The sequence below is a fragment of the Micromonospora rubida genome, from assembly GCF_009908295.1.
Classification (GTDB): Bacteria; Actinomycetota; Actinomycetes; order Mycobacteriales; family Micromonosporaceae; genus Micromonospora; species Micromonospora rubida.
Genome location: NZ_JAAALO010000004.1, coordinates 397,506 through 421,584 on the forward strand (window position 1 = coordinate 397,506; position 24,079 = coordinate 421,584).

Here is a 24,079-nt window from a genome sequence, read left to right on the forward strand (position 1 = left end):
ACGACACGACGGCCGGCACCCGGGAGGGGCCGGCCGTCGTCGTCGCAGTGGTCAGCCGGCGGTCAGCACCCGGACCGCCTCCCGCACGTCGTCAGTGAGGTGCACGGTGCCGGAGAGGTCACCGAACGGCGAGGCGGTCAGCAGGGGGCGCAGCAGCGCCTCGACCGGCAGCTCCGTCGTCCAGTAGGCCCGGTCCAGGAAGACGTACGCGCCGCTCGACCCGTCCGTGCCGTAGTACGTCTTCGTCGCCGCCTGGAACACCTCCTGCACGGTGCCGGCCCGGCCGGGCGCGAAGACGATCCCGCCCCGGGCCAGCCGCAGGATGGTGTCCTCCCGGATGGCGTTCGAGAAGTACTTGGCGATCCGCCCGGCGAACAGGTTCGCCGGCTCGTGCCCGTACAACCAGGTGGGGATGGCGAGCCCGCCGGCCCGCGCCCAGTCCAGGTCGGCGCCGCGCTGCCGGGGCACGGCTGGTGGTGCCCCGTACCGGGCCCGGACCTCCAGCGCGGCGGCGGTGTAGCGCTCGTGGTCGGTGAAGTCCGGCGCGGTCGTCAGCAGGTCGATCGCCGCGGTCAGCTCCTCGGCCGGCCGGCTCGACAGGTACGCGCCCAGGTTGGCCGCCTCCATCACGCCGGGCCCGCCGCCGGTCACCACCAGCCGGTCGGCCCGGGCCAGCTCCCAGCCCAGCACCGCCGCCATCCGGTACGGCACGCTGCCCCGCCGGACGGCGTGCCCGCCCATCACACCGACCACCGACTGCGGGCCGTGCGTGGCCAGCCAGGCGCGGGTGGCGTCGACCAGCGCGTTGTCCACGCCGTGATCGTGCAGCCGCTGGCCGAGCGCCTCCTTGACCTCGGGCAGCGCGCCGCCGTGCGCTCGGAAGTGCGCGTACACCCGGGTGTCGTACATGTTCGCGAAGCCGCCCTCGGCGAAGCCGGCGGCCAGTTCGTCGGGGGTGTAGAGGTGCGACGGCTGGGTCGGGTACGGCAGCCCGGAGAAGGGCGGCACCACGTTCGCACCGCGCCGGACCAGGTCGGCGCCCACCTCGCGGGAGGCGAAGCGGCAGCCGACGAAGAGGGTGCCGGTCACCTCAGTCCCGGTGAGGTCGGGGACCGGGTCGAGGTCCAGGCGCAGGCCCTGGACGGTCAGCCCGGCCAGGGTGCCGGTGGTCAACCGCTGTTCGAAGGTGCTGCGGGTCTCGATCTCGGTGGCGCTGGTGTCGTGCGGGGAGGTGACGTCTGCGGGAGGTGGGGTCGGCACCCGCCCATCCTGCCCACCCGGCGCAACCCGCCAAACCCGCCCGGCGGGGCGCCCCGCCGATCCGCCGATCCGCCGATCCGGCGGTGCGGCGGTGCGCCGGCCTCCGGACGACAGGAGCCCGGTGGCGAGGCCACCGGGCTCCTGCGTGACCGGTTCCTGGGGAGGCTCCGGACCAATAGTTGTAGTGGAGAACGGCTGCCGGCGGCATGGGCCGCAGGTCCCCCGACGTGGGGCCGCAGGCGTGATCAATGCCTCAACCGTTCAGCCAGCCGGGTCTGCCAACCCCCTCGCGCGGCGTAGAGCGAAGCGGGTTGAATGGGACGATGCAGAACCTGTTGCCAGAGCCGCCGGCCACCCTCCTGCCGGTCCACGACGAGGCCGACGCTACGCTCGCCGCCGCCACCGAGGCCGGCACCGACGAGGCGTACGCCGAGGTCGCGGCCCGTTTCCCGACCTACAGTGCCGGCTGGGCCGCGCTCGCGGGCCGCGCCCTGGCCGCCGGCCAGGTCGTTACGGCGTACGCGTACGCCCGGACCGGGTACCACCGGGGCTTGGACCAGCTGCGCCGCAGCGGCTGGAAGGGGCACGGCCCGGTGCCCTGGTCGCACGCGCCGAACCAGGGATTCCTGCGCTGCCTGTACGTGCTCTCCCGGGCCGCCGGCGAGATCGGCGAGGCCGACGAGGCGGCCCGCTGCGCCCAGTTCCTGCGCGACTGCGACCCCGCCGCCGGGGACGCCCTGGCCGGCGCCTGATCCCGGTGACCCGGTGACGGCCGGTCCGGCAACTGCCGGACCGGCCGTCGCGCTGCTCAGAGCCCCTCGGCGACCGATGCGGCGATCTTCAGCCAGGCGTCCCGGGTGGCCGAGGAGAGCCCCCCGTACCGGATCGGCTCGCCGGTGTCGATCAACCGCTCGTACGGGGCCAGCAGCACCGCCCGGGTTCGGGCCGCGAAGTGCTCCTGGATGGCCGGCAGGTCGATCTCCTTGCGCGACGGCGGCATGGACACCACCGTCACCGCCTGTCGGACCAGCCGCTGCCGGCCGCTCTGCTCCAGGTGGTCGAGCATCCGGGCGGCGGTCTCCGCCGAGTCGTTCCGGGCCGACATCGTCACCACGAGCTGATCGGTGGCGTCCATCGCGGCCTGCCAGTTCTGCGCCCGGACGTTGTTGCCGGTGTCCACGAAGATCAGCTTGTAGAACCGGCTGACCACCTCCCGGATCTCGGCGAACGCCGACGCGGTGAGCATCTCCCCACCGGTGGCCGACTCGTCCGAGGCGAGCACGTCGAACATCCCCTCGCCCTGCGAGCGGACGTACTGCGACAGGTCGCCGACCCGCCCGTGAGCGCCCTGGAACTGGCCCAGGTCGCGCAGCATGTCGCGCACCGTGCGGGAGTGGAAGTCCTGCTGGGCGCGCATCCCGAGGGTGCCCTGGGTCTCGTTGTTGTCCCAGGCCAGCACGTACCCGCCGCGCTTCTGCCCGAACGTCATGGCGAGCAGCAGGATCGCCACGGTCTTGCCCGCGCCGCCCTTCGGGTTGACCACGGTCACCTGACGCAGCCCGCCGAAGTTGCGGCGCACCATCTCGATGTCGTGGCGCAACTCCTGCTCGTGCCGCCCTGGCGGGAGCTTGACCAGCCCCGTCTTGTTCACCACGGCCCGTACGCCCATGGTGGCCACCGGGTCGGCCGGGCGGACCTGCCGGCGGCGGGCGAAGTCCTCGGCGGTCGGCGCGGTCCCGAGGTCGGGCGTCCAGCCCACGTCGGGGTAGCCGGGCGGCACCCGGGTCACCCCGTCCGCCTCCTGGTACGGCGGCTGCGTCACCGGGGCCGGCGGCTGCTGGCCGTGCTGCGGCCAGCTCGGGGGATACCAGCTCGGCTGTCCTGCGGTGAGGGGCCCCGGGCCGGGCTGCTGTCCCGGCCCCCACCCCATCGGCGGGCCCGTAACGGCCGCCGGTCCCCCAGCGGCGTACGGGTCGGCAGCCGGGGGACCGGCGGCGTACGGGTCGGCCGGCGTGCCGCCGGTGGCGGGCGGATAGGGGGTCGGGGGCAGCGGCCCGGGCGGGTTCATCACCGGCGGGAACGGCCCCGGCGGGTGCGCTGCGGTCCCCGCCGGACCGGGGGCCGTACTCAGGCTGGCGTGCGGCTCCGGTCCCTTCGGCTCCGGTCCCTTCGGCTCCGGTCCCTTCGGCTCCGGTCCCTTCGACTCCGTCCCGCCCGACCAACCGTCCGCAGCCGGCCCGTCCGCAGCCGTATCCTCCGGACCCGTGTCGTCCGGACCTGGGCCATCCTGCTTCGGCCCGTTCGCGCCGGGACGCCTCGGTGGCAGGGCCCACGGGGACTCGGCCGTTCCCCGCACTCCGCCGTTCGATCCCGGCACCGTTCCGCCGGCCGTACCGTTCCGCCCGCCGTCGCTCCCGGCAGCCCCGCTCATGCCCTGTCCGCCGCTCATGCCCTGTCCGCTAGTCGCGGTCGGGCCGGCTACCGCGGTCGGGCCGGCTACCGCGGTCGGGCCGGCTACCGCGGTCGGGCCGGCTACCGCGGTCGGGCCGGCTACCGCGGTCGGGCCGGCTACCGCGGTCGGGCCGGCTACCGCGGTCGGGCCGGTCACCGCGGAGGCGGCCGGGCCGGCCGTCGGAGGGCCGGCCGTCGGAGGGCCGTGCGGCGGGGCCATGGGCGCCGGAGGCGTCGACGGGTCGGCCGGCCCGGACGAGTCCACCGGCCGACGGGCCGGGATCGGGGCCGGGTGCGCGGTGGCCGCTTGGTCCAGGGTGAAGGGCAGATGCAGATCCACCGGACCGGGTGCCGGCTGCCCGACCCGGGGGGCCGGCACGCCGCCCACGGACGGTGGCGCCCATGCGGTCTCCGACGGCACCGGAGCCCACCCGTCCGGTCCGTCCACCGGCCATTCGCCGGGCCCCGGCGGACTCTGCCCGTGGCCGTGACCCTGGCCGCCCCCGACCTGCCCGCCCTGCGGTCCGGTGGTGGCCGGGTATCCGCCCTGCGGTCCGCCCCCGGGATACCCGCCTTGCGGTCCGGTGGTGGCCGGGTATCCGCCCTGCGGTCCGGCCTCGGGATGCCCGCCCGGCGGCGCGACGGCGGGAGGGTACGCCTCTCGCGGCCCCGTTCCGGGCCGCGCGGCCGGCGAGGCGGCCAACGACGGGTACGCGCTCTGCGCGTCAAGCCCCGGCCCGGGGACCGGTGGAAGGGGTGTCGGCCGCTGGGGTGTCGGCTGCTGGGGTGCACGCACGGCCCACGCCGGGCCGGAGCTGGCCGGCCCGGGATCGGTCGGGTCCGGCGGCCAGAGCGGTTCGATGTCCCGCTCCGGAGCCGGCTGCTGGCCGGGTACGTGGACCCGGTCGGCGTTGTCGTCCACGACGGTTCCTCCCCATTCCTCCTGCCGAGGATAGGCCCCGGGGCCGAACCGCCGGCCATCGACGCGGATCTCCGCCGGTCCGCGCCCCGGAGTCCCTCCCCCGGACACCCCAGCGTGCCGGTGAATCGTCCGGCACGGTGCCCGTACCCCGCATGGTGCCCGTACCCTCGGGGCGAATGTTGCCGGTGGAACGCCGCAGGGGCTCTTCAGGCGGTCCAGACCGCCCAGGCACCCGGCTCGGTCCACCACGACCGCTTCCGGCTCAGCTCCCCCTCGACCCCGTCGTCGAGGTAGGGCACCCGCTCGTCGCGCGGGATGACGGCCACCGCGCGCCCCCGCGCCCGGCGTACCTCGAACCGCATCCGCTTCCTGCCCAACGCCGAGCGGGTCACCACGGGAACGGCCACCGCGACCTCGACCACGCCGTCCGTCGGGTCTCCGGCGGTGAGCAGGGGAAGGCCGTCGAGCTGGGCGTATCCGCCCGCGTTGCCGATGGCACAGGCGAGGAGGGGGTCGTCGCCCGCCGAGAGCACGGCGTCGTCGACCTCGATCCGGCCCCGCCAGTGCAGCGGTCGGCCGGCGTCGTCGGTGGCGCCGAGCAGCGCGCCGTCCAGCGTCACCGAGCCGCCGTCGTTGCGCAGCAGGTCGAGCCGGCGGGGGGTGCCGTCCAGGACCGCGGCGGCCACGTCCGCCGGGTCGCGCGGCAGCCCGAGCTGCGCGGCCAGGTCACGCTGCCCGCCGCCCCGGGCCGGATCGAGCGGGAGTACGCCCACCGGCGGCAAATCCGGCACCGTACGGTTCCCGGGCAAATCGGCGGGGCGGCGGCTGGGCGGTGGGGCGTACCGCCGGACGAGCCGGCGCACGACGGCCCGCAACTGGCTGTCGCTTGCCGTGGCGACGACCAGCCGGATCTTCGAGTCGGGATCGGGCCAGGTGAGCCCGTCGGGGCGGGGCGGGCCGTCGAGCCGCGCCAGCACCTCGTCGATCTCGGCGTCCGAGTGGGCGGTGATGGTCTCCACCCGGGCACCCCGGGCGGTCAGCGCATCCGCGCAGGCCAGCACCGGCACCCGGGGAGTCTCACACCGTTCCTCGGCCCGCCCGGGGGCGTCCCCGTTGGTGTCGCCGCAGCAGGCTCCGTCGCTGCCGCAGCCCCCGCCGGGAGCGTCCCGCTCCGAGCCGAGGGTGAGCAGCACCACGTCGTACACGAAAGATTCTCCTGACTCTCGACGAACCCCTGCTGATCCCGCCCCGACCTCTTGTTAGCCTGACACCCCGGGCTCGCCGACCGGTCGCCACCTGGCACCCGAGCCTTCTGGAGGCGGAAAAGATGCCAGCGATCGTGCTCATCGGCGCTCAGTGGGGCGACGAGGGCAAGGGCAAGGTTACCGACCTGCTGGGTGAGCGGGTCGACTACGTCGTGCGCTACTCCGGCGGCAACAACGCCGGCCACACGGTGATCACCCCTGACGGGCAGAAGTACGCGCTGCACCTGATGCCGTCCGGCGCGCTCTCACCGAGCGCGATGATCATCATCGGCAACGGTGTGGTGGTCGACCCGAAGGTGCTGCTGACCGAGATCGACGGCCTCGCCGAGCGTGGCGTGGACGTGTCCCGGCTGCGGATCTCCGGTGACGCGCACCTGATCATGCCGCACCACCGGGCCCTGGACCTGGTGGTGGAGCGCTACCTCGGCAGCTCCCGGATCGGCACCACCGGCCGGGGCATCGGCCCGGCGTACGGGGACAAGGTCGCCCGGATGGGCATCCGGCTCCAGGATCTGCTCGACCCGGGCATCCTGCACAAGAAGCTGGAACTCGCGCTGCGCGAGAAGAACCAGATCCTGTTCAAGGTGTACAACCGCAAGGCGATCGACGTCGAGGCGACCGTCGAGGAGTACCTGGAGTACGCCGAGCGGCTCAAGCCGTACATCGCCGAGACCCGGGTGATGCTCTGGGACGCCCTCGACCGGGGCGAGACGGTCCTGCTGGAGGGTGCCCAGGCCACCATGCTCGACATGGACCACGGCACCTACCCCTTCGTGACCTCGTCGAACCCGACGGCGGGTGGGGCGTGCGTGGGTGCCGGCATCCCGCCGACCGCGATCAACAAGGTCATCGCGGTGAGCAAGGCGTACACCACCCGGGTGGGCTCCGGCCCGTTCCCGACCGAGCTGTTCGACGACAACGGTCAACACCTGCGCAAGGTCGGCCACGAGTACGGCACGACGACCGGCCGGGAGCGCCGGTGCGGCTGGTTCGACGCCGTCGTCGCCCGGTACGCGTGCCGCCTCAACGGCGTCACCGACCTGGTGATCACCAAGCTGGACGTGCTCACCGGCCTGCCCAAGGTCCCGCTCTGCGTCGGGTACGAGATCAACGGCGAGCGCTTCGACGACATGCCGATGACGCAGACCGACTTCCACCACGCCAAGCCGATCTACGAGGAGCACGACGGCTGGCAGGAGGACATCACCAAGGCGAGAACCGAGGCTGACCTCCCGGAGAACGCGCGCCGCTACATCGCCCGCATCGAGGAGATCTGCGGCACCCGAGTCAGCGTCGTAGGCGTAGGCCCCGGCCGCGAGGAAAACGTAACCCGCCACCCCCTCCTCCCCTAACCCCGGCGCGCTGCCCCCTTCGCCGTGTTGTGTTGATCAAGGGGTTTACGTCAACTTTGATCTCTGATCTGACGTAAACCCCTTGATCAACACTCGGATGCCCTGAGTTATCCACAGGGTTATCCATAGGGGTGGAGGTGTTTCGGGTCTGGGGTGAGGGTGGAGCGGTGATGCCGCTCGAACTCATCAGTCAGGTCGCCGCCGGTCAGGGCGGGATGGTCACCACCGGGCAGGCCCTGGCGGCCGGCCTCAGCAGGGACCAGGTCCGGCAGCTCTGGCGCTCCGGCCGTTGGACGCGGCTGGCACGTGGCTGCTTCGCGCCGTACGGGAAGCCGACCGACCCGTTGGTCAACCGGGCCCGCATCCGGGCAGCGGTGGCGAGCCTGGGCCCGGGCGCCTTCGCGGTCCTGGACACGGCGATGGAGCTGCACGGAATCGCCGGCCTGCGCCGGAGCTCCGCCGTTCACGTCTCCGTGCCCGTGGACCAACCCCGGTCCCAGCGGCACAGCGATCCCCTGCTGGTGGTCCATCAACTGACCGTCTCCGCCGGTGACATCGTCCGCGTGGCCGGCACTCCCGTGACGTCTCCACTTCGTACGGTCACGGATGTGATCCTCCGTCAGAGCCGGTACCCGGCGGTGTCCGTCCTCGACTCGGCCCTGAACGCCGGACTCATCACAGCGGAGGACCTGGCGATGGCACCGGCCCTCCTTCGGGGACGCCGGGGCGCCGTGGCCGCCCGGGGGTACCTCGTCGAGGCGGACGGGAGGTCGCAGTCACCATTGGAGAGCCGGTCGCGGCTCAGATGCGTCGACGGCGGGGTCCCTCCGGACGAGTTGCAACTGGAGGTCCGTGACGAGGACGGCCACCTGCTCGGCATCGGCGACCTGGGCTGGCGCGCCGCGAGGCTGATCGCCGAGGCCGACGGCGGCGGCCCGCACAGCACGCCGGACGCCCTCTTCGCCGACCGCCGCAGGCAGAATCGCTTGATCAACGCGGGCTGGCGAATCCTCCGCTTCACCTGGGCCGACACCCTCCGCCCGGACTACATCCCCTGGACGGTCCGCCAGGCAATGACCCCTAACCCCACCCACCCCTCAACGGGGTGTTGATCAAGGGGTTTACGTCAGGTTAGAGATCAAAGTTGACGCAAACCCCTTGATCAACGCGGCACGGCGCGGCAGGGGCGCGGCAGGGGCGCGGCGCGGCGGGGCAGGGCAGGGCGCGGCGGGGCAGGGCAGGGCGGGGCGGGGGTGGGCGGGGAGGGGGCGGGTAGGGTTCTTTGGCGTGCGCGTACTTCTTTTGGGTGGTGGGGGGCGCGAGCATGCGCTCGCCCTGGGGTTGGCTGACGATTCGGCCGTCGAGCAGGTGGTTGCCGCGCCCGGAAATCCGGGGATCGGTGCGGTGGCCGAGTTGCGGGCCGTCGACGTGGCCGACCCGGCGGGGGTGGCCGCGTTGGCCGTGGAGATCCGGGCCGACCTGGTGGTGATCGGGCCGGAGGCGCCGCTGGTCGCCGGGGTCGCCGACGCCGTGCGCGCCAAGGGCATCGCCGCGTTCGGGCCGTCCGCCGAGGCCGCCCGGCTGGAGGGCTCGAAGACGTTCGCCAAGGACGTGATGACCGCCGCCGGCGTGCCGACCGCCCGGGCGTACACCTGCGTGGACGAGGCGTCCACCGCCGCCGCGCTGGACGAGTTCGGCCCGCCGTACGTGGTGAAGAACGACGGGCTGGCCGCCGGCAAGGGCGTCGTGGTGACCGACGACCGGGCCGCTGCGCTGCGCCACGCGCGGGAGTGCGGGCGGGTCGTCGTCGAGGAATACCTCGCAGGTCCCGAGGTCTCCCTCTTCGTGGTCACCGACGGGGAGGCGGCGGTGCCGCTGCTGCCGGCGCAGGACTTCAAGCGGGTCGGCGACGGCGACTCCGGCCCGAACACCGGCGGCATGGGGGCGTACGCGCCGCTGCCCTGGGCGCCGCCCGGCCTGGTCGACGAGGTGATGGCCGACGTCGTCCACCCGACCCTGGCGGAGATGCGCCGCCGGGGCACCCCGTTCGCCGGCCTGCTCTACGTGGGGCTGGCGATGACCGCCGACGGGCCCAGGGTGATCGAGTTCAACGCCCGCTTCGGCGACCCGGAGACCCAGGTCGTCCTCGCCCTGTTGGAGACCCCGCTCGGCGGCCTGCTGCACGCCGCCGCCACCGGCACCCTGGCCGACCACCCGCCGCTGCGCTGGCGCGACGGCGCGGCGGTGACCGTGGTCGTGGCCGCCGACAACTACCCGGGCGCCCCGCGCACCGGCGACGTGATCACCGGCGCCGACCGCCCGGGCGTGATCCACGCGGGCACCGCCCGCCGGGCCGCCGACGGCGCGTTGCTCTCCGCGGGGGGCCGGGTCGTCTGCGGTACGGCCACCGGCCCCACCCTCGCCGCCGCACGGGACGCCGCGTACGCGCTGGTCGGCGGCATCGGGCTGGCCGGCTCGCACCACCGCACCGACATTGCCGCCGCGGCGGTCGACGGCCGGATCACAATTCCCCGCTGACAGGCAACCCCCGCCCCCCTCGCCTCCGTTTGACCGGTGAGGTGAGGGGGTGGCGGATTGCCTGCCGACATCGAGGGCTACCGCGAGTACGTCGCGGCGCGGCTGGACCCGCTGCGTCGCACGGCGTACCTGCTCTGCGGCGACTGGCACACGGCGGACGACCTGGTGTCGATGGCGCTGGTCCGGCTGTTGCGGCACTGGCGACGGGTCTCCGCGATGGACAACCCGGACGCGTACGCCCGGCGTGTCCTGCTGCGGATCTGGCTGGACGAGCGGCGCCGGCCGTGGCGGCGGGAGGCCGCGTGGGCGGACGTGCCGGACGGCGCGGTGCGGTCCGCGACCGACGGGGCCGCAGACCGGCTGACCATCCTCGCCCTGCTGGCCGAGCTGCCGCCCCGACGGCGGGCTGTCCTGGTGCTGCGTTACTTCTGCGACCTCTCGGTCGAGGAGACGGCCCGGGAACTGGGCTGCACCACCGGAACCGTGAAGAGTCAGGCCGCGCGGGCCATCGAGGCGCTGCGGGGCCGCCTCGTCGGCGTGCCGGCCACCCACGAGGGGGTACGCGCCGATGGATGAGATCACGTCCCAACTGCATGCCGCCGCAGCTGAAGCGCCGGCGACCCGGATCGACGTGGAACACCTGATCAGCGCCGAGCGGCGGCGTCGCCGGCACCGGTCGTGGGTGTGGAGCGGCATCGGCGTCGCGGCTGCCGTCGCTGCGGTGGCCGTGGTGCCGGCGCTGGCGGCCGGAGGCCCGCCCCGTGCGGTCACCCTGCCGGTGCTCAGCCTGCCCACCGGGGCCCCGTCGACCCCCGTGCCACTGTGTGCCGGAGTGACCCCGCAGGCCAGCGGGCCCCTGCCGCCCCTGCAGTCGCACGACACGGTCCGTACCCGGCCGACGGAGGCACCCGGGGCCGGGGTCGCCCGACTGACCGGGGCGCTCCGGGACGCGCTGCCAGCCCTACTGCCCAACGGGGTGCGGATCGTCCCTGCGTTGAAGGGCTGCTCCGAACCGCAGTTCCAGTACAAGTCCCAATACCGGGAGTACATGCTGGACGGGACGGTCCGGCGGGGCGAGGAGTCTGGCGCTTTCCTGCTCCGGGTGACGCCGACGGCCACGGACGAGGCCACGCCCGACTGCCGACATGCGCCCGAGCCGGACGACTGCGAGGTCGTCAACTATCCAGACGGTTCGGCCGCAGTGGTCAGCAGCATGGTCGCGGGGCCGGGTCAGCGGCAGCTGCGGGTGAAGCTGCTGCGGCCGGACGGCACCTCGGTGCTCGCCGTCACCAACAACTCCCGGTTTGAGCCGGTCGGTAACCAGATGCGGCCCTCGAAGACCGCCAAAGAGCCCCTGCTCACCGTGGAACAGCTTGCCGCGATCGCCCGGGCACCCGGCCTGACCCTGTATCCGTGACGTGGGTCGGCCGGGGCCGTCGGACGATCGGCGGGCGCGGGTCAGGCCATGCCGAGGGCGGCGGCGATGACGGCCTGGGCGGTGGCGCTCAGTTCCTCGCCCTTGGCGTTCGTCGCGGTGATTGAGTACTCCACCCGGAACCGGCCGTCCCGGGTGGAGGCCACGGCGGTCAGGTAGCCGAACCGGGAGCCGGTCTTGGCCCACAGGGTCTCGCCGTTCGGCAGCGGCATTGCGGTCAGCCCGGCGCTGTACCGGGCCGGCCCGCCCTCGACGTCGTCCACCTGCGGGAGGGTGAACATCTCGGTGAGCTGTGGCTCCGGCACCACCCGGCCGGTGAACAGCGCCGTGATGAAGGTGTCCAGGTCGGCGAGGCTGGAGATGACGTTCCCGGAGGCCGGGGTGAAGGTCTGGCTCCAGGTGGTCGCGTCCACCAGCTCGGTCGTCCCGCCGCGCACCACGGCCTGGTAGCCGTGCGCGTGCGGGCCACGGATGCGCGGGTCGTCGCCCGGCGCGTACGTGTCCCGCAGGCCGAGCGGCCGGGCGATCCGCCGGTCCAGTTCCGCCTCGTACGAGTGGCCGGTGACCTTCTCGATCAGCAGGCCGGCGACGATGTAGCCCATGTTGGTGTAGTGCTGCTTCTCGCCGGGGTCGAACTCGCGGCCGTTTTCCAGCCCGCGCCGGACGATCTGTTCCGGGGTCCAGCGGTCGTACCGGTGGGCGATCTGCCACTCGATGTCGCCCCGCGCGGTCGGGCTGGGGATGCCGCTGGTGTGGTCGAGCAGCTGGCGGACGGTCACGGTCGGGTAGTCGGCGGGCAGCAGGCCGGGTAGGTATCCCTGCACCGGCCGGTTCAGGTCGACCCGCCCCTCGGCGGCGAGCTGGAGCACGAGGGCGGCGGTGAAGACCTTGGTCGCGCTGCCCACCCGGAACCGTGCGTGCGGCGGCACCGGGGCCTGGGTGCGCAGGTCCCGTACGCCGGTGACGCCCGTCCAGCAGCCCTCCGGGGTGGTGATCCGCACCTGGGCGCTGGTCGCGTCGGCGCTGGGTAGGCCGGCGATCGCCGCCTGTAGAGGGCCGGGGTCGAGGGTGCCGGGCCGGCAGCCGGCGCCGCCCCGGCCGAGCGTCGCCGTCCCGGCGCCCGCGGAGCCGGCAGCCACGGAGCCGGGGGCGGGGGCGGCGGCGGAGCCGGGGGTCGAGGCGTCGGTGGTGCGGGGGGCGGCGGCGACCGCGCCGGGGGCGGTGACGGTCAGCAGGGCGCCGAGCGCCGTGGCGACGAGGACGGTCCGGCGATTCGTGATCTTCATGCCGTCGAGCCTGCCCGCCGGGGAGAGCCGGAGCATCCGGGAGAGTCCCCCGGCGCACCCCGGTCGGCGGCTCGGGTGAGTCCCTGGTGTGCCCGGTCCAAGGCTGGGGGAGGAACCCCTGGGCCGTGCTGGTGGCGCGGCCGGGGGAGAGCCCGTCAGCCGTAGTAGCGGCGCAGCTCGCGGTTCAGCACCTTGCCGGTGGCGTTGCGCGGCAGGTACTTCACGAAGACCACGTCCCGGGGCACGGAGAACCGGGCCAGGTAGTGCCGGACGTACTCGCGGACCGCCTCCGGGTCCAGCGTCTCGCCGGGGTGCAGGGCGAGAAACGCGGCGAGTCGCTGGCCGTACTCCGGGTCCGGCACGCCGATGACGGCAGCCTCCCGGACCTGGGGGAGCCGGGCGATCAGATCCTCCACCTCGGACGGGAAGACGTTCTCCCCGCCGGAGACGATCATGTCGTCGGCCCGTCCGTCGACGAAGAGGAGCCCGTCGGCGTCCAGCCGGCCGAGGTCCCCGGTGTCCAGCAGCCCGTCCCGGCTCTCCCGCCCCGCCCCCGAGGTGTAGCCCTCGAACAGCATCTCGTTGCCCACGAAGATCCGGCCGACCTGGCCGTCGGGGACCGGTCGACCCTCCTCGTCGACGATCCGCAGCCGGGTGCCGTACGGCGGTCGGCCGGCGGTGGTGGGAGCCCGTCGCAGGTCGGCGGGGCCGGCGATGGAGGCCCAGGAGACCTCGGTGGAGCCGTACAGGTTGTAGAGGACGTCGCCGTAGGCGTCCATGAATTTCGTGGCCAGCCCGCCGGGCAGCGCGGAACCGCTGACCGCGACCACCTTCAGCGGCGGCCTCCGGCCGGGCGGGGGCACCTCCATCAGCCGCTGCACCATCACCGGCACCGCGAACATGGCGTCGCAGCGCTGCGCGGCCAGCGCGTCCAGCGTGGCGGCCGGGTCGAAGCGGCGGTGCAGCACGATGGTCGCCCGCAGGGCGAAGCAGACCTGGAGGGCGGCGTACCCCCAGGTGTGGAACAGCGGCGCGGCGATCAACACGGTGTGCCGGACGTGCAGCGGGATGCGGTCGATGATGGAGACCAGCGGGCCGAAGCCGTGCGGGGTGGGCCGGCGGGCGCCCTTGGGCGCGCCGGTGGTGCCGGAGGTGAGCACGATGGTCCGGCCGTCGCGCGGCGGCGGCCGGAGGTCGCCGGGCTGCGCCCCCGCGACCAGCTCCTCCAGCCGGGCCTCGTCGACCCGGTGCAGCTCGGCGGGGAGGCCGGAGAGCCGGTCGGCGAACTCGGCGTCGTGCACCAGGACCTTGAGCGCCTGCTCCTCGGCGACGGTGGCGAGCTGCGCGGCGGAGAGCCCGGAGTTGACCAGCACCGCGTCCGCGCCGAGCAGGGTGGTGGCAACCATGGCCTCGATCATCCCGGGGTGGTTGCGGCAGAGCAGCCCGATCCGGTCCCCGGCCTGGACGCCGAGCACGCCGCGCAGCGACGTCGCCAGCCGCTCGGCCCGGTCCAGCAGGTCCCGGTACGTCAGCTCGGCGCCCAGCTCGTCGACGACGGCGGTGCGGCCCGGGTCCCGGGCGGCGGCCTGGCGCAGCTCACCGGCGAGGCTCCAACCCCATCTGCGCAGCGCGCCGAGCTGGGAGGCGATCCGGATGGGCCGGCCCGGGGTGAGCAGGCCGCGCCGGGTCAGCGTGGCAACGACGAACGGCAGGTCCATGCACGGCCTCCTTCGGCGGTGCGGGGCCCCACCTGTGGGGCTCCTCGCCGGGCGTGTCTGGTCAGGTGCCGCCGGTGTTGCTGGGGCCGGCCACGCCCTGCTCGCGGGCCCCTCCGGTGCCGATCTCCACCGCGCCGGCCCCCTCGGTGACGAGGGGGCCGGCGCGGCGCGCGCGTGGTGGTGCGAGGGTGCTCCGGCGACGGGTCAGCGGATGTGCACGCCGGAGATGGCCCGGGAGATGACCAGCCGCTGGATCTCCGAGGTGCCCTCGAAGATGGTGTAGATCTTCGCGTCCCGGTACCAGCGCTCGACCGGGTGATCCCGCAGGAAGCCGGCCCCGCCGAGCAACTGGACCGCCTTCTCGGTGACGGACACGGCCACCTCGCCGGCCTTGAGCTTGGACATCGAGCCCTCGCCAGCGGTGAACGGACGGTTGTTGCGGCCCATCCAGGACGCCCGCCAGACCAGCAGCCGGGCCGCGTCGATCTCCATCCTCATGTCGGCCAACGCGAACGCGACGGCCTGGTTCTCGATGATCGGCCGGCCGAACTGGACCCGGTCCTTCGCGTAGTCGAGGGCGTACTCGTAGGCGGCCCGGGCCACGCCGAGCGCCTGCGCGCCGACGGTTGGCCGGGACAGCTCGAAGGTGCGCATCGCGGCCTGGCCGGAGGCGCGCTGGCCGGAGCGGGCCCGGTCGAGCCGTTCCAGCAGGGCCTCCCGCCCGCCGAGCAGGCAGCGGCCCGGCACCCGGACGTCGTCGAGGAAGACGTCCGCCGTGTGCGAGGCGCGCAGCCCCAGCTTGCGCAGCTTCCGGGTGGCGCTCAACCCGGCGGTGCCCGGCGGTACGACGAACGCGGCCTGGCCGCGCGAGCCGAGTTCCGGGTCGACGGAGGCGGTCACGACGTGCACCCCGGCGATCCCGCCGTTGGTGGCGTACGCCTTCTGCCCGCGCAGCACCCACTCGTCGGTGGCCTCGTCGTAGACGGCCCGGGTGCGCATCGCGCTGACGTCGGAGCCGGCCTCCGGCTCGGTGGTGCAGAACGCCGCGACGGCGGGTGAGTCGACGTCGCCGAAGCACTGCGGGACCCACTCGACGAGCTGGTCGGGGGTGCCCGCGCCGTAGATGGCGGCCACCGCGAGGGAGGTGCCGAAGATGCCCAGGCCGATGCCGGCGTCGCCCCAGAAGAGCTCTTCGCTGGCGATCGGGAGGGACAGGCCGGTGGGGTCGGCCCAGCAGGTGGCGAGGAACTCGAAGCCGTAGAGGCCGACCTTCGCCGCCTCCTGGATGACGGGCCAGGGGGTTTCCTCCCGTTCGTCCCACTCGGCGGCGGCCGGGCGCACGACCTCGGCGGCGAAGCCGTGCACCCAGTCCCGCAGGTCCCGCTGTTCCTCGTTCAGGTCGAGCGAGAACTCGGCCATGTCAGGCCTTGGGGATGTCGAACAGGTTGGCGATGTTGGCGGCCAGACCCAGGTCGCCCTTGGCCTTCAGCTTGCCCGTCATGAACATCATGACCGGGTTGGCCCCGCCGGAGACGATCTTCAGGAACTCGACCGGGCCCATGGTGAGGCTCAGCTTCGGGTCGAGCTGCGGGGTCTCGTTGACCGCGCAGGCGCCGTCGGCGATGGCGATCTCGTACGTGTCGGTGCCACCGTCGGGGCGGCCGGTGATGTTCCAGTGGATCACCGCGTTGGTGGCGCCGGCGCGGTCGGCGCGGAACAGCGAGGGCATCCGGCCGAAGACCTCGCTCAGGACCTTGCCGCGCAGGTCGCCGGACATCACCTCGGCGATCTTGTCGTCGGGGGTGGACTTGACCAGCTGGGCGAACTCCTTCGGGCCGTAGTTGGCGAAGTTGGCCGGGTCGAAGTCGGTCATGGGAGATGCACCTCTCGGGCGGCGAATGTGGTTACTCAAGCGTAACCCTACGCATGAGTAGGTATGCTCGCAAGGTGTCCAGCACCCCCACCTTCAAGCGCCTGCCCCGGGCCGTACGCGAGCAGCAGATGCTCGACGCGGCCGTCCGGGTCTTCTCCCGGCGCGGCTTCCACGCGGCCAGCATGGACGAGATCGCCGAGGCCGCCGGCATCTCCAAGCCCATGGTCTACGCATACCTCGGCACGAAGGAGGAGCTCTTCGTCGCCTGCCTGCACCGCGAGGGCACCCGGATGACGGAGGCCATCGCCGGGGCCGCCGCCCCGGACCTGGACGCCGACGAGAGGCTCTGGCGCGGGCTGCGGGCGTTCTTCGGCTTCGTCGGGGCGCACCGGGACGGCTGGGCGGTGCTCTACCGGCAGGCCCGGGGCTCGCAGCCGTTCGCCGGGGAACTGGCCGCCATGCGGGCCCGGCTAGTGGAGGTGGTCGCCGGGATGCTCGACCACGCGCTGCGCGCCCGGGGGCGCGAGGTGAGCGGCACCGATCTGGAGGTCGTCGCGTACGCGCTGGTCGGCGCGAGCGAGTCGCTCGCCGACTGGCTCGCCGACCATCCCGGGGCCGATCCGGAGAAGACCGCCACCCGGATGATGAACGTCGCCTGGCTCGGCGCCGACCAGCTCCTGGGCGGCAGCACCTGGCGTCCGCCGCAGCAGTAGCCCGGCAGTGGCCCGGCGGAGCGGTGGCTGTCCGAGGGGCCACGGGCACAGCCAGCCCGGCGGCCGCGAGTGTGCACACACTACGTCAGGAAAGGCTCTTTATCAACGAGCTGCTTCAATGTACCGGGACCGTCGCGCCCGGTATCGTGATCCATCACGATGATGGCCGCCGAGGCCCGTTCGGCATCTTCTTACAGGCTCTGACAACGCCTGACGACGGCGTCTGACATGGGGGATGAATGGAAGACCAGCGTGCCGCCGGCGAGTCGATCCAGGATGGCATGGCGGCCGAGAGATTCGCCGAACAGTTGCGGGTACTGCGGGCCGCCGTGGGCAACCCGTCATTCCGGAAGATGGCTGGATGGTCGGGCCGGATCTCGCACACGACGTTGCACGAGGCTGCCGCCGGGACCAGGTTTCCCTCGTGGGAGACCACGCGCGAGTTCGTCCGGGCCTGCGAGGCGGACGAGGTCCAGTGGCGGTGCCGCTGGGAAGACGCTCAGCGCCCGGGTGCGGTCCACGCCGTCCCGGACGGCGACCTGACGCCGGTCAGCACCGATTCCCCGGCTGCGGCGAAGACCCCGGGCACTGTAGACACGATGACCATCGGCGTCGTGTCCGCTGAGACGTTTCACGCCATGGACACCCCGGCGGCTGGTAGGCCCGTCGTGTCCGGCGTCGCCGCGTTCTCGGACCTGGTGCCAAGGGGCCGGCGCGCGCTGCGGGCTGCGGAGCACCCGCAGGTGGCTGCGGAGGACGAGGTCACGGGTGCGCGACGGCACCGGTTGCGGTGGCTCGCCGCCGCTGCCGCCGGGGCGGCGGTGGTGGTGGTGGTAGCGCTGGTCGCCGCCCTGGGCGTTACCGTCCGCGGCCGGTCGTCCCGGGACGGCTCCAACGCCGTGGCGGCGTCGCCGTCCTCGGCAGGGTTCTCCGACTCGTTGATTCCCGGGGACTCGAGCCAGTTCGTCGCCGACCTCACCCACCCCGACGGCACGCGGGTGAAGGTGAACACCAAGTTCGTCGTGGTGTGGGTGCTCGCGAACGTGGGATCGGTCGACTGGCACAAGCGCTTCCTGGCGCGGATGCACCCCACCGGTGACGATGACGGTTGCCGGGTGCCGGATCGGGTGGCGATCGGCGACACGCCGCCCGGCGAGCAGGTGATGATCAGTGTTCCGGTCACCGCGCCGAGCCGCCCCGGCACGTGCTGGGTCAGCTGGAAGATGGTGGACGAGCACGGGCAGGCCTACTTTCCCAGCCGCCGGCCGGTGCACTTCATGCTCACCGTCACCGCCTGAGCACGCCTGAGCACGCCTGGCGGCAGCCGGGGGCAGCCCCGCCGAGCCGCCGCCCCGGTCGATCTCCCGGGTCCCGGGTCGCCCCGACCGGTGTCAGGTTGCGAACGCTCGATGTCAGCCCCGGTTGCCACCCGAACTGACAACATCGCATTCATCGAGGCCAATGACGTCCTGACGGATCTGACAGGACGGCGGGGGTACCGAACAGCAGACCCCTTCTCGCAGAGTGATGTCCGTTCCGAACGCGACTCACTACCTACGAGGAGGATCGACCATGCGCCTTCCCTGGTTAGCCGTCGGGCTCGCCGCGATCTGCGTGGCCAGTGGCGTCCCGGCCCAAGCGTGGGCCGCGCCACCCGGCGCCACAGCGCAGCGTCCCGGCACCGCGACCGGGCGGCCCGTCGTGGACATGGAGGCCACCGTCCTGGCCTCCCAGATCGACCCCCGTCGTGACGACGACACCCTGACTCCGGGCGCGAAGCGTTCCGTGCTCGCCGTCGAGCAGGCGCTCCAGGACCAGAACCTGCTGGACGCGCAGTGGGTCGACGGCTACTTCGGCACCATGACCGTCTCGGCGTACGCGGCCTACCAGCGCTCGCTCGGCTACACCGGCCTGGCCGCGAACGGGCTGCCCGGCACGACGTCGCTGACGAAGCTCGGGCTGAACCGGTACACCGTCGGCAACACGATCGGCCCGGGCGCGAAGGTCCAGCGTGACGGGTACGTCGTCGACGCCCGTACTCAGGCGATGCTGGCCGAGACCCAGCGTCTGCTCGCTTGCACCCTGGTGCTCGAGCAGGGCTCGTACAACGTCGGGGGCGATCCGACCTCGGCCGGTACGCACGACGGCGGGGGCGTGGTGGACATCGCGGTCACCGGCATGACCGCGGCCAGGCGCACCGCCGTCGTCCGGACTCTGCGCCAGGTCGGCTTCGCCGCCTGGGTCCGTAACCCGAGTCAGGGTGACTGGCCGTGGCACATCCACGCCGTGGCGATCAACGACACGGACCTGTCCAGCCAGGCGCAGCACCAGGTCGGCGACTACTACCTCGGCATGAACGGCCTGGCCAACCGGGGCCCGGACGACGGCCCCCAGATTCCGATCAAAACCTGGGAGCAGTACCAGCGCGGGCAGTGACCCGCACCCGATCCGATCCGCCAACCATCGCTCAAAACCCCCGAGAGGACACCATGAACATCCGCAAGAACCTCGCCGTCATCGGCGCCGCGCTCGCCATGACCACTTCCATCCTGACCGTCGCCTCGCCGGCGTCGGCGGCGGCCCGCGACGGGGCCTGCGACAGCGGCGAGTTCTGCTACTACTACAACAGCGACCAGGCCGGCTCGGTCTCGGACTTCACCGAGTCGCTCGGCGACTACGGCACGACTCAGCCGTCGTGCTACGAGTTCAAGGGTGCCGGCAACGGCAAGGGCGTGTGCGTGAAGAACAACGCCGCGTCGGTGTGGAACCGTACCGGGAAGTCCGTGCGGGTCTACTTCAACAGCAACTTCGCCGGTGCGACTCAGGACTTCGCGTCCGGGGCGAAGGGCAACCTCAACGCCACGCTGAAGAACAACAACGCCTCGCACGAAATCGGCGGCTCCGGCGGCGGCACCTACCCGGCCGACCCGCGCGCGGCCGAGGCTGTGGCGTTCGCGAAGGCGCGGATCGGGCACACCGACTGGAACAACCAGTGCGAGCTGTTCGTCGAGCGGGCGTTCGGCACCAGCGGCCGGTTCGCCACGGCGCTCACACACTACAACTGGCAGAAGAGCAACGGGCGTATTCACACCGGCTCGGTGCCGCCTGCCGGAACGGCGGTCTTCTTCACGTCCACCACGTATGCCGGGCACGTCATGCTCTCCATCGGCGGCAACAGCGCCATCAGCACCGGACCGAGCGTCTACCAGACCAACTCGTTCCGGTCGCGGTCCGACTACCTGGGCTGGGCCTATGTCCCGAGCGGCTGGTGACCCGGCATGCGCTCGCACGTGCACCTGAGCAGCGCCCAGGCCAACCTCCAGCACATGCTCCACTTCTGATCGGCGGCGGCGAATGACCATCCTGAGAAGAGTTCCGGGCATTCTGGCCGTCCTGGTGGTGGCGCTCGCCGGTGTCGCGGTGGCGCCGGGTGCGGCTTCCGCCGCCGGCCGCGACGGGGCCTGCGACAGCGGCGAGTTCTGCTACTACTACAACAGCGACCAGGCCGGCTCGGTCTCGGACTTCACCGAGTCGCTCGGCGACTACGGCACGACTCAGCCGTCGTGCTACGAGTTCAAGGGTGCCGGCAACGGCAAGGGCGTGTGCGTGAAGAACAACGCCGCGTCGGTGTGGAACCGTACCGGGAAGACTGTGCGGGTCTACTTCAACAGCAACTTCGCCGGTGCGACTCAGGACTTCGCGTCCGGGGCGAAGGGCAACCTCAACGCCACGCTGAAGAACAACAACGCCTCGCACGAGCTGCTCGGCACGGGCGGGCCGACGGGCTGCACCACCGACGGCACCAACAGCAAGTTGCCGAGCACCATCCTGGTCTACCGGGTGAATCTCGGGCGGGTCGACCGGGTCGACTTCAAGACGTACGTCAAGAACGTCCTCCCGAACGAGTGGGTGACGAGCTGGCCGAACGCCTCGCTGCAGGCCGGTGCCGTAGCCGTCAAGAGCTACGGCTGGTACTGGGCGCTGCACTCGACCCGGAAGACCTCCGGCGGACAGTGCTACGACGTCCGTGACGACACCGCCGACCAGGTCTACCGGCCGTCGTCGGCGGTGTCGTCGACGTCCGCCGCGGTGGACAGCACCTGGTCGACCCGGATGACCCGGAGCGGCAGCATCCTGCGGGCGCACTACTGCGCGACCACGACCGCGTGCGGTGGCTGGGTGACCGGGGACTGGATGTCGCAGTACGGCTCGCGTGATCTCGCGAACGCGGGCAACAACTACCAGGCGATTCTGCGCTACTACTACAGCAACGTGGTTATCTCCTGACGTAACGCGCCAACCGCGCCGCCCGCCGCAGATCCGCGGCGGGCGGCGCGCTCGTGGCTGCGGCACGTCTCGGCGCCACCCGTCTACCGGCCGGCGGCGCGGCTACCGGCCGGCGGCGCGGCGGCGGGCGTGGCGTCGCAGCTGGCGGATCCCCTCCAGCAGCCCGGTGATCGCGACCGACAGCCCGACGCCGACCAGCACACCCGTGACGGGATGCCGTTCGAAGGCCAGCCCGCCGAAGTAGCCGAGCAGCCCGCAGTAGACCGCCCAGGATCCCGTGGCCAGCGTGTCGAAGAGCAGGAACGGTCGCAGCGGGTACCGCACGGCGCCCATCGTCAGGGTCACGGCCGTGCGCCCGCCGGGCACGTACCGGGCGGTCATGAGGATGATGCCGCCGCGCCGGTCCACCGCCCGGCGGGCCCACTCCGATCCGCTCCGTCGGCGGCTCTCCGCCGGCAGCCGGGCCAGCCGGTTCGCGCCGCCGCCCCGGCCGATGGCGTACGACAGGCTGTCGCCGGCCAACGCGCCGACCGCCGCCAGCACGATCACCGCGGTCAGGTCGGGTTTCCCGGTCGCCGCGAAGACCCCGGCGGTGACCACGACCGTCTCGCCGGGGACCGCCGGGAAGACGGCGTCCACTGCGGTGATCAGGAAGATCACCAGATAGACCCACGGCGAGGTCACCGTGTCGTGGAGCAGGTCGAGCACCGACTGCATGCCTTCATGCTCTGCCGCCGCGCCGCCAGGAAGGGGCCTTTCCTACACAAAAGGCATTAACAAGGTGCCCTTTCTTGCCGCCTTGCCCTCGGCTGTCGGCGAGTGGGAGGTGAGCACGACCGGGGCGGACAGCGCCTCCTCCACCGCCGAGGGCCAGTCGGCCGGCGGGCCGTCGTCGTACACCGGGCGGGCCGTCAGCAGGCGGGCGGTGAGCGCGGCCTGCCGGTCCAGGTCGCCGGGCGGGCCGGGCTCCAGCCGGTCGGCGATGTCGTAGCGGCGGCAGACCCGCAGCCCCCGGTCGGCCAGGTCGAGGTGGGTGAGCGCGAGGCCGTCGACCCCGCCGGCCACCGCCAGGGCATACCGGTGGGCGACCGCGTCGAAGTGGCCGAACCGGAACCGCCCCTGCCACGGGTTGGCCGGGTTGCGCGGGTCGGCCAGCGGCAACGCCGGATCCTCGGTGACCAGCGGCCCGGGGCCGTGCCGGGTGGTCGCGATCCGCAGCACGCCCAGCCGCTCGGCCCCGCCGGGCTGGCCCGCCTCGGCGAGCAGGGCGTCGGCGTTGGCGAACGTGGTGGTGCTCCACGTCGTGTACGGGTGGAAGCCGTGCCACTCGTCGAGCAGCACCCCCTGCGCCCCTTCGAAGACGCAGGTCCCGGCGCGCAGCACCCCGGCCAGGTACGCCCGGTCGACGATCGCCACCCGGTCGGCGAACCCGCCGAACGCGGGCAGGCAGTCCTCCACCGGCGGGGCGCCCAGCGGGCCGAGCTCGGCGGTCAGCCGGTCCCGCAGCGCGGCGAGCCGTCGGCGCAGCACCGCCGGGGTGCGGCAGTCCGCCACCCGTGGCGCCTCGTCGGGGTGGGCGAGACCGTACGAGACGGTCTCGCCCACCCCCAGCCCGCAGGAGCCGTGCCGGTCGGCTCCCCGGGCCAGCTCCCGGGCCCGGTTCGCGGCCCGGTGGTACGGGGTCGCCAGCAGCGCCTCCCCGTCGACCGTGAGCCGGTCGAGCGCGTCGGGCACCCCCACCGAGGCGAGGTGGTCGGCCTCGGCGGCCAGGGCCAGCGGGTCCACCACCACGTGCCGCGCCAGGTGGGTCCGCACCCCGGGACGGAACGTTCCCGCCCCGAACTGCGCGAACGTGTGGTGCCGCCCGTCGCGCAGGACGACGTTGTGCGCCGCCTGCGCGCCCCCGTTGAAGCGGACCACCGTGTGGACCGGCCGGGTCCCGCACAGCCAGTCCACGACGGTGCCCTTGCCGGCGTCGCCGTAGCCGAGGTCGACCACCGTCACGTGGTTCACAGCCGGGTGACCCCCCGGGTCGACGGCGGCGCCGACGGGGCCGGCAGCGCGCTCACCTGGTCCCGCGGGCCGCCGCGGAGCTGGGCCAGCGCCTTGGACACCGTGCCAGCGGCCGTCGAGCCGGCCCGCTCCAGGTCCTGAAGGCCCTGGTCCAGGTCGACGGCCTGCTCGCCGAGGCCGACGGTCAGCGCGATGGTCTCGCAGACGGCGTCCAGGTCGTCCAGCACGACGGCGTTCTGCCCCAGCAGGTCCCGCCAGAAGTCCAGCACCTTGGCGTTGCCGGCGTAGTGGCTGCCGGCGGGGAGCAGGTAGTACGTGTCCCAGCGCCGGGTCACCTCGTCGACGATCTGCCGCAGCGGCACGTCCTCGCCCAGCTCGTCGCCGATCAGCCGGCTGACCTGCCGCCGGTCGACGCGGGGGTACGCCAGCTCGTCGCCGATGATGAACAGGTAACCGCGCCGGCCCCGCTTCTCCCAGCAGTCGGCCACCGTGTGCCGGGCCATGTAGTACATGGCCAGCTCGTACGACTCCGTCATCTGGCCGCCACCGCCGCCCTCCAGCACGATCCGGCCGAGGTCGTCGTCCATCCGGTTGTCGGACTCGAACTGCCCGACCTGCAACGGCACCCGGTCGCAGGTGGCGTCGCCGATCGCGCCGAACATGATCTGCGGGTCGGGGGCGTACCCCTGGCGCAGCAGCAGCCCGAGCAACTGCGGCAGCTTGGTCTGGAGGGTGCGCGGCACCTGCCTCATCGAGCCGGTCACGTCGAAGAGCACCGAGATGGCCGTCGACTGCGGGTGCTCGGCCGAGTCGCGGCTCTCCCGTCCCGCACCGCGCGGGTCGAGGGCGGGGTGCACGGTGCGCGCCCCGCTGTCGCTGTAGGAGAACGCGCTCTTGCCGGTGGCCCGGCGGTAGCGGTCGGCGGCGTCGTACACATCGGTGGACCACATTCCACTGCCCATGGCA

General features: G+C 73.0%; 21 protein-coding genes. 11 read left to right on the forward strand and 10 right to left on the reverse strand.

The genetic code is table 11. The features are described 5' to 3' along the window. Window positions 1-51 precede the first annotated feature (51 nt). On the reverse strand, window positions 52-1,260 hold the full coding sequence (locus GVV04_RS16200) for an LOG family protein (RefSeq protein WP_328822420.1): 1,209 nt from the start codon (window positions 1,258-1,260) through the stop codon (window positions 52-54). A 323-nt stretch (window positions 1,261-1,583) separates the two neighbouring features. Between GVV04_RS16200 and GVV04_RS16205 the strand changes: the two genes are divergently transcribed. Next, window positions 1,584-2,012 carry a DUF3151 domain-containing protein gene (locus GVV04_RS16205; RefSeq protein ID WP_161688860.1) on the forward strand — a complete coding sequence of 143 codons (429 nt, stop codon included), beginning with the start codon at window positions 1,584-1,586 and terminating at the stop codon, window positions 2,010-2,012. 56 nt (window positions 2,013-2,068) lie between these two features. On the opposite strand, the gene GVV04_RS33155 is transcribed toward GVV04_RS16205, so the two are convergent. Both GVV04_RS33155 and GVV04_RS16215 read right to left on the reverse strand, forming a co-directional pair. Next, on the reverse strand, window positions 2,069-3,931 hold the full coding sequence (locus GVV04_RS33155) for a MinD/ParA family ATP-binding protein (protein WP_235966337.1): 1,863 nt from the start codon (window positions 3,929-3,931) through the stop codon (window positions 2,069-2,071). Between the two features lie 908 nt (window positions 3,932-4,839). Continuing rightward, window positions 4,840-5,838 (reverse strand): diacylglycerol kinase family protein, encoded by a 999-nt coding sequence (locus GVV04_RS16215; RefSeq protein WP_161688862.1) that lies wholly within the window; start codon window positions 5,836-5,838, stop codon window positions 4,840-4,842. Between the two features lie 122 nt (window positions 5,839-5,960). Between GVV04_RS16215 and GVV04_RS16220 the strand changes: the two genes are divergently transcribed. From GVV04_RS16220 to GVV04_RS16240, 5 genes are all read left to right on the forward strand, one after another. Beyond that, window positions 5,961-7,250, forward strand: coding sequence for an adenylosuccinate synthase (locus GVV04_RS16220; protein ID WP_161688863.1), 1,290 nt, complete (start codon window positions 5,961-5,963; stop codon window positions 7,248-7,250). A 170-nt stretch (window positions 7,251-7,420) separates the two neighbouring features. Continuing rightward, window positions 7,421-8,362, forward strand: coding sequence for a type IV toxin-antitoxin system AbiEi family antitoxin domain-containing protein (locus tag GVV04_RS16225; protein ID WP_161688864.1), 942 nt, complete (start codon window positions 7,421-7,423; stop codon window positions 8,360-8,362). Window positions 8,363-8,537: 175 nt separating this feature from the next. Next, window positions 8,538-9,788 carry a phosphoribosylamine--glycine ligase gene (purD, locus tag GVV04_RS16230; protein WP_161688865.1) on the forward strand — a complete coding sequence of 417 codons (1,251 nt, stop codon included), beginning with the start codon at window positions 8,538-8,540 and terminating at the stop codon, window positions 9,786-9,788. Between the two features lie 57 nt (window positions 9,789-9,845). After that, window positions 9,846-10,364, forward strand: a complete 519-nt coding sequence (locus GVV04_RS16235) for a SigE family RNA polymerase sigma factor (RefSeq protein WP_161688866.1) — start codon at window positions 9,846-9,848, stop codon at window positions 10,362-10,364. Then, window positions 10,357-11,205, forward strand: coding sequence for a hypothetical protein (locus GVV04_RS16240; protein ID WP_161688867.1), 849 nt, complete (start codon window positions 10,357-10,359; stop codon window positions 11,203-11,205). Before GVV04_RS16235 ends, GVV04_RS16240 begins: the two co-directional genes overlap by 8 nt. Before the next feature lie 41 nt (window positions 11,206-11,246). Here the strand turns inward: GVV04_RS16240 and GVV04_RS16245 are convergent, their stop codons facing one another. The 4 genes from GVV04_RS16245 to GVV04_RS16260 all read right to left on the reverse strand — a co-directional run bounded on the left by GVV04_RS16245 (window position 11,247) and on the right by GVV04_RS16260 (window position 16,100). After that, window positions 11,247-12,509 carry a serine hydrolase domain-containing protein gene (locus tag GVV04_RS16245; RefSeq protein WP_161688868.1) on the reverse strand — a complete coding sequence of 421 codons (1,263 nt, stop codon included), beginning with the start codon at window positions 12,507-12,509 and terminating at the stop codon, window positions 11,247-11,249. A 155-nt stretch (window positions 12,510-12,664) separates the two neighbouring features. Next, window positions 12,665-14,227: an AMP-binding protein gene (locus tag GVV04_RS16250; protein WP_161688869.1), complete on the reverse strand. Its 1,563-nt coding sequence runs from the start codon at window positions 14,225-14,227 to the stop codon at window positions 12,665-12,667. Between the two features lie 204 nt (window positions 14,228-14,431). Continuing rightward, window positions 14,432-15,646: an acyl-CoA dehydrogenase family protein gene (locus GVV04_RS16255; RefSeq protein WP_161688870.1), complete on the reverse strand. Its 1,215-nt coding sequence runs from the start codon at window positions 15,644-15,646 to the stop codon at window positions 14,432-14,434. A gap of 1 nt (window position 15,647) precedes the next feature. Then, a complete protein-coding gene (locus GVV04_RS16260; RefSeq protein ID WP_161688871.1) occupies window positions 15,648-16,100 on the reverse strand; it encodes an SCP2 sterol-binding domain-containing protein in 453 nt (150 codons plus the stop codon). 74 nt (window positions 16,101-16,174) lie between these two features. Between GVV04_RS16260 and GVV04_RS16265 the strand changes: the two genes are divergently transcribed. The 5 genes from GVV04_RS16265 to GVV04_RS16285 all read left to right on the forward strand — a co-directional run bounded on the left by GVV04_RS16265 (window position 16,175) and on the right by GVV04_RS16285 (window position 21,100). Further along, window positions 16,175-16,813 carry a TetR/AcrR family transcriptional regulator gene (locus GVV04_RS16265; RefSeq protein WP_328822421.1) on the forward strand — a complete coding sequence of 213 codons (639 nt, stop codon included), beginning with the start codon at window positions 16,175-16,177 and terminating at the stop codon, window positions 16,811-16,813. Window positions 16,814-17,052: 239 nt separating this feature from the next. Next, window positions 17,053-18,111, forward strand: a complete 1,059-nt coding sequence (locus GVV04_RS16270; protein ID WP_161688873.1) for an NBR1-Ig-like domain-containing protein — start codon at window positions 17,053-17,055, stop codon at window positions 18,109-18,111. A gap of 274 nt (window positions 18,112-18,385) precedes the next feature. Next, window positions 18,386-19,249 carry a peptidoglycan-binding domain-containing protein gene (locus GVV04_RS16275; protein ID WP_161688874.1) on the forward strand — a complete coding sequence of 288 codons (864 nt, stop codon included), beginning with the start codon at window positions 18,386-18,388 and terminating at the stop codon, window positions 19,247-19,249. 53 nt (window positions 19,250-19,302) lie between these two features. Next, complete coding sequence (locus GVV04_RS16280) at window positions 19,303-20,085, forward strand: peptidase inhibitor family I36 protein (protein ID WP_161688875.1); 783 nt, start codon at window positions 19,303-19,305, stop codon at window positions 20,083-20,085. An 82-nt stretch (window positions 20,086-20,167) separates the two neighbouring features. Beyond that, complete coding sequence (locus GVV04_RS16285) at window positions 20,168-21,100, forward strand: SpoIID/LytB domain-containing protein (protein ID WP_161688876.1); 933 nt, start codon at window positions 20,168-20,170, stop codon at window positions 21,098-21,100. A gap of 102 nt (window positions 21,101-21,202) precedes the next feature. Here GVV04_RS16285 and GVV04_RS16290 read toward each other — a convergent pair whose 3' ends face one another. Genes GVV04_RS16290 through GVV04_RS16300 form a run of 3 tightly spaced genes read right to left on the reverse strand, consistent with a single transcriptional unit; the run spans window position 21,203 to window position 24,075 of the window. Next, the gene (locus tag GVV04_RS16290) at window positions 21,203-21,817 is read right to left on the reverse strand and encodes a DedA family protein (RefSeq protein WP_161688877.1); all 615 of its coding nucleotides are present in this window, start codon (window positions 21,815-21,817) and stop codon (window positions 21,203-21,205) included. A 42-nt stretch (window positions 21,818-21,859) separates the two neighbouring features. After that, window positions 21,860-23,113: an adenylosuccinate synthetase gene (locus GVV04_RS16295; protein WP_161688878.1), complete on the reverse strand. Its 1,254-nt coding sequence runs from the start codon at window positions 23,111-23,113 to the stop codon at window positions 21,860-21,862. Beyond that, complete coding sequence (locus GVV04_RS16300) at window positions 23,110-24,075, reverse strand: hypothetical protein (protein WP_161688879.1); 966 nt, start codon at window positions 24,073-24,075, stop codon at window positions 23,110-23,112. The genes GVV04_RS16295 and GVV04_RS16300 overlap by 4 nt, the downstream gene beginning before the upstream one ends. Window positions 24,076-24,079 lie beyond the last annotated feature (4 nt).